7 protein-coding genes are annotated in these 4879 nt (G+C 59.3%); all 7 read left to right on the top strand.

The window, feature by feature from the left end; translation table 11 throughout:
* The first annotated feature begins 173 nt into the window (after positions 1–173).
* Positions 174–1721 (top strand): ATP-binding protein, encoded by a 1548-nt coding sequence (locus tag EKD05_RS25080; protein ID WP_129678335.1) that lies wholly within the window; start codon positions 174–176, stop codon positions 1719–1721.
* Between the two features lie 216 nt (positions 1722–1937).
* On the top strand, positions 1938–2345 hold the full coding sequence (locus EKD05_RS25085) for an FAD-dependent oxidoreductase (RefSeq protein ID WP_129678338.1): 408 nt from the start codon (positions 1938–1940) through the stop codon (positions 2343–2345).
* Positions 2346–2392: 47 nt separating this feature from the next.
* Positions 2393–3241 (top strand): glycosyltransferase, encoded by an 849-nt coding sequence (locus tag EKD05_RS25090; protein WP_255427272.1) that lies wholly within the window; start codon positions 2393–2395, stop codon positions 3239–3241.
* A 70-nt stretch (positions 3242–3311) separates the two neighbouring features.
* Complete coding sequence (locus EKD05_RS25095; RefSeq protein WP_129678342.1) at positions 3312–3416, top strand: PqqD family protein; 105 nt, start codon at positions 3312–3314, stop codon at positions 3414–3416.
* Positions 3417–3644: 228 nt separating this feature from the next.
* A complete protein-coding gene (locus EKD05_RS25100) occupies positions 3645–4025 on the top strand; it encodes an AMP-binding protein (RefSeq protein ID WP_165360978.1) in 381 nt (126 codons plus the stop codon).
* Between the two features lie 185 nt (positions 4026–4210).
* Complete coding sequence (locus EKD05_RS25105) at positions 4211–4402, top strand: hypothetical protein (RefSeq protein ID WP_129678346.1); 192 nt, start codon at positions 4211–4213, stop codon at positions 4400–4402.
* Positions 4403–4427: 25 nt separating this feature from the next.
* On the top strand, positions 4428–4879 hold a 452-nt coding region (locus EKD05_RS25110; RefSeq protein WP_165360979.1), incomplete at its 3' end, for a hypothetical protein.

Consider the following 4879-nt stretch of genomic DNA (forward strand, 5'->3'; position numbering starts at 1 on the left):
CCAGCTCTGTCGGGGGCAGTTGCTCGGCTGGCCCCCAGAGGGGCTGGCAGAAGTAGTCCCCAAGTCGTAACGGTCGCGAGGAGGGCAACGGCGATCGCCCACGGCACTATGCTATAATCCGAGCACAGAGCCAGATACCGACGTTATCAGGTCAGCCCCCAAGGAACCCTGCCATGCGCTTTTTTAATACCGCCGGGCCGTGCAATCCTGAAGATCACTATATGTTGCCGGCGACCGCACGGCTGCCCGATGTGCCGACGTTGCTTGACCAAAAAGCCTATTTTGTCGTTCACGGCCCCCGTCAGAGCGGCAAGACCACCGCCATGATCGAGTTGGCGCGGCAAGTGACGGCGGCCGGTCGTTATACAGCCGCACTCGTCTCGATGGAGGTAGGGGCGGCGTTCAACGATGATCCCGGCGCGGCTGAGTTGGCGATCCTCGAAGATTGGCGGGCCGCGCTGGTCTGGCAGTTCCCAACAGTGTTGCAGCCACCACCCTGGCCTGACGCAGAGGCCGGTGGGCGGCTCGGTGCGGCGCTCACCGCCTGGTGCATGGCCTCCTCCCGGCCCGTCGTATTGTTTATTGACGAGATTGATGCCCTCCAGGATGCCGCGCTGATTTCAGCGTTGCGCCAACTGCGGGCTGGCTTTCAGCGGCGGCCTACGGCCTTTCCCTGGGCATTGGCCCTGATCGGTCTGCGCGATGTGCGTGATTACAAGGTCGCATCCGGGGGCAGTGAGCGACTGCACACCGCCAGTCCTTTCAACATCAAAGTCGAGTCGCTGACCTTGCGCAACTTTACGACGCCAGAGGTGGCGGAACTCTACGCTCAGCACACCGCCGACACCGGCCAGGTCTTCACGCCAGAGGCGCTGCGGCTGGCCTTCGACCTGACCCAGGGCCAGCCGTGGCTGGTGAACGCGCTGGCGCGCCAGGCGGTGCAGGTGGTCGTTCCTGACCCGGCCCAGTCGGTGGATGTGGTGGAGATCAACCAGGCCAAAGAGTTGCTGATCCAGCGCCAGGACACGCACCTAGATAGCCTGGCTGAGCGGTTGCGCGAGCCACGCGTGCGTCACGTCATCGAACCGTTGCTGGCTGGGCAATCCTTGACGGATGTGCCAGCAGACGACCGGCAGTTTGTCCTTGACCTGGGGTTGGTGCGCCGCGATCCGGCCGGCGGGTTGGTCATCGCCAACCCGATTTACCGTGAGGTAATCCCCCGTGTCTTAGCCAGCGGCCCCCAAGACTCCCTGCCGCACATCCGCCTCACCTGGCTGCGGCCCGACGGTGGGCTTGACCCAGACAAACTGCTGGAAGCATTTCTCGCTTTCTGGCGCCAGCATGGGCAACCACTGCTGGGTAGCGCGCATTATCACGAGATCGCCCCGCACCTGGTGCTGATGGCCTTCTTGCACCGGGTGGTGAATGGCGGCGGCACGCTGGAGCGCGAATACGCCATTGGCAGCGGGCGGATAGATCTGTGCCTCCGGTATGGTGATGTAACCCTAGGCATCGAGCTCAAGGTGTGGCGCGACGGCGAGCGCGATCCGCAGCAACAAGGGTTGGCCCAACTGGACGCCTATCTGAACGGTCTCGGGCTGCCGACCGGCTGGCTCGTCATCTTCGAGCGACGGCGCGGCCAACCGCCGATCAGCGAGCGCACGAGCAGCGCAACGGCGGTCAGCCCTGCCGGGCGGGTGGTGACGGTGATCCGGGGGTGAGGCTCGTACCAAGGCGCAGAGGGGTTTTAACGCAGAGGCGCAGAGGCGCAGAGGGTTTTGACGCAGAGGCGCGGAGGGGTTTAACGCAGAGGCGCAGAGGCGGGGAGACGCAGAGAGTTGAAGTATGTGCATGCGTAACTTTGCGCCTTTGCGCCTTTGCGTCAATCCGAGTCAACCTTCTGGAACGGCCAGGTGAGCTTTTGAAGGTGGCAGCAAATGCATAATGATAGAATCGCTGTGCTGGGCGCTGGTTTGCAAGGTGCTTGTGTCGCCTTGGCCCTCGCACGGTTGGGCTATCGAGTTAACCTATTTGAGCGAATGGACGATTGCCTGACACAGGCCAGCTTGCGGAATGAGGGTAAAATTCATCTCGGATTTGTCTATGCAAACGATACTTCATTTCAAACCGCTGATTTGATGTTGCGATCGGCTCTCTCCTTTGGCCCCAACATGGAAGCATTTCTTGGGCAGAAAATAGATTGGAGCCAATTCCTCAGCAACCCATTCATTATGGTCACACGGTTGAGTCAGTCCAGAGAACGGCCGGCGGCTTTTGCGTTGCCGGAACCGTTCAAGAGCACCAAGAGCAGAAGCAATGGATCTGGGAAAGCGATATTGTCGTAAATTGTCTCTGGGGCGGGCGACTCAAATTTCCACCTGTCACTGTAGCCATACCCCTCTTTTTTTCGCGTCGATTCTTGGAGATTGTGATCCAGAACATCGAGACCATCCACTACCCGAACCTGCATTTCATTGTTTCAGATCGTCATGGCGGCGATGATACGCTCGCTCTGCTCCGCAGTCATTTTCAGGACGATCCTCGCATATCATTTGTCGAGCGTCTGGATCAATGCAACTGGGTTTGCCACTACAACGATCTCGTGCAGCAGGCAAAAGGAAAATACTTTGCCTGGATGCCCCATGATGATTCATACGCGCCAGACTACGTCACACGGCTTGTCGAATTCCTGGAGGCTCATCCCGATGTTATGCTCGCCTTTGGGGAGATGCACCGGATCGCTGCTGACGGAACTGATATTTCGGTACCCCGTACCCTTCAACAGTGGTCCTCTTTCGTGATAGACAATTCATGGTCAACGCAGCAAGCCGTCAAACTTCACCTCAACTGGAATTTAGCGTACGGTTTTCGTGGTCTTTTCCGGCTGCAGCCCATCCAGGAAAAGCGGTTGTCCATTCGGCATACGTATCAGACGATGAGCGCCGACGGTCTGTGGATGTTCGGTGTAGCGCTGACCGGCCGCATTGCCTATGTGCCCCATTGCCACTGTTGGAAGCGAATCTACAATGACAGTACTCACGCACCCTGGCGTGAAAAAAAGCGGCAACACAGATTCCGTTGGAATTGGAGTTGGCTTTGGATTTCCCTTCTTTACCTGACGAATAGCACAATCCCTGTTCGTGAGAAGTTTCTGGCAGGCCTTATTATCGTCGGATGGAGTGTGTTGCAGCGTGCAAGACGGCTGGCTATCAAATCTGCAAAAATCTTACGGCGTAACTGAAATGCCTACACCAGTCCACTGTGCTGGGCGTTGCGCTTCTGGCCGGTACAGCCAGGGAGAGGGGCTCGTGGTGGTTGATACCGAAACTGGCATCTATTTCAGTCTCACCGGTAGCGGCTATCTGATCATGCAAATGTTTGATCAGGGCGCACGTATCGCGGATCTGGTCGCATAGGTAGCAGCCTATTGTTCTGATTATGCGGACAGTGACCGTGATACGGGCGTGAGGCTCGTGCCGATGCGGTAGACCGTTTTTTTGACGCAAAGGCGCGAAGGCGCAGAGGGGGTTTAACGCAGAGACGCAAAGGCGCAGAGGCGCAGAGAGGTAATGGATCGGTATGTGTAGCTTTGCGCCGATTGGGGCGGTGGGACAGGATAGGGTATGAGCCGGGGAGCGATGACGATGCCAAGCTCACTTGTCGAGGCGCTGCGCAGCCGGGTTGAACACCATCCGCAGCGGGATGCGCTCATCTTCATCGGGCCGAGCGATACGGTCGAGACGATCACGTACGGCCAGTTTGACATGGACGCACGACGCTATGCCGGCCTGCTCCAGGCAAACGAGGTGCAGCCGGGCGACTTGGTGATCGTCGCCTTTGAGCACAGCTACAAGCTGGTCGCCGCGTTCTGGGGCGCACTCTATGCCGGGGCTGTGCCCACCATCTTCCCGTACCGGGATGCGACCGGCAGCGGCGAGGCGCGCCAGCGGCGTCTCGTCGCCCTGGCTGCGTTTACCGATGCGCACCCTGGAACATCTGGCGAGCCTAGAGTTGCCCCTCCGTAATAAAAGCGTGCTCGAAGTCAGCCTGCGCACCCCCAGTTCCCCACCAACTGGATGGTACAGCCCCGCCCAGGAAAGGAAGAACTGGCGCGTGCTATTTTTGTCGCTGCCCGGCAACCGTTGCCTAACCCGTTGCTGACTGAAGCCTGGTTGGATCGCCAAGAGCACCAGCGATAGAAAGGATGAACGTGACAACATTGGCGGAACGCAGCCTGACCGTAGCGTGCTGGGCCGAGCCAGATAACTGGCCTTACCGCCTAGCGACGGGTCTGCTCAATGCGTCTGGGATCGCCTCGGTGCTGCGGCAGGATAGCCAGCGGCGCTTTGGCCGAGAGCTTTCGCTGCTGCGGCTGATGGAGTACCATCGGCGCCGCTATTGAGCACAGCAATCTACTGAGCCTAACTATGCTGCGCAATCCCATCGAGCGGGCAGCGTCAGCAATCCACCATCACCAACGCACCGGGCTGGATCATCCTGGACGCATCGCTCCCGCGTACCTGGCCCAGATGCAGCCATGGCTAACTGCCGACATCACAACGTGCGTGCAGACAGGTATGGCAGATGCACCGCTTGAGAATGCACAGACCCGGGTGTTGGGCAACCATCGCACCTATGCCGCACTATTCCAAGATGTAGTCCAACCCAACGCACGTACACTTCTTTTCGCGGCATACCCGGTGCTTGACTATCCCTGGTTGGATCAGCACATGCCGAAAGATGACGCCGATAGTTTCCAGCGAGCCCGCGCCTGGCTCAACGAAATGGCCGTCGTCGGTCTGACCGAACGCTACGCCGAGTCAGTGCTGCTCATCGCCGACCTGCTGGGCCTCCCTGCGCCCGTTGAGCCGCCCCGCGC

It is taken from the genome of Candidatus Chloroploca sp. Khr17 (assembly GCF_004138165.1).
Lineage (GTDB): Bacteria > Chloroflexota > Chloroflexia > Chloroflexales > Chloroflexaceae > Chloroploca.

Excerpts from the sequence above, each read along its gene's own strand:
- EKD05_RS25080 (WP_129678335.1), top strand. The coding sequence starts at position 174 with ATGCGCTTTTTTAATACCGCCGGGCCGTGCAATCCTGAAGATCACTAT.
- EKD05_RS25085 (WP_129678338.1), top strand. The coding sequence starts at position 1,938 with ATGCATAATGATAGAATCGCTGTGCTGGGCGCTGGTTTGCAAGGTGCT.
- EKD05_RS25100 (WP_165360978.1), top strand. The coding sequence starts at position 3,645 with ATGCCAAGCTCACTTGTCGAGGCGCTGCGCAGCCGGGTTGAACACCAT.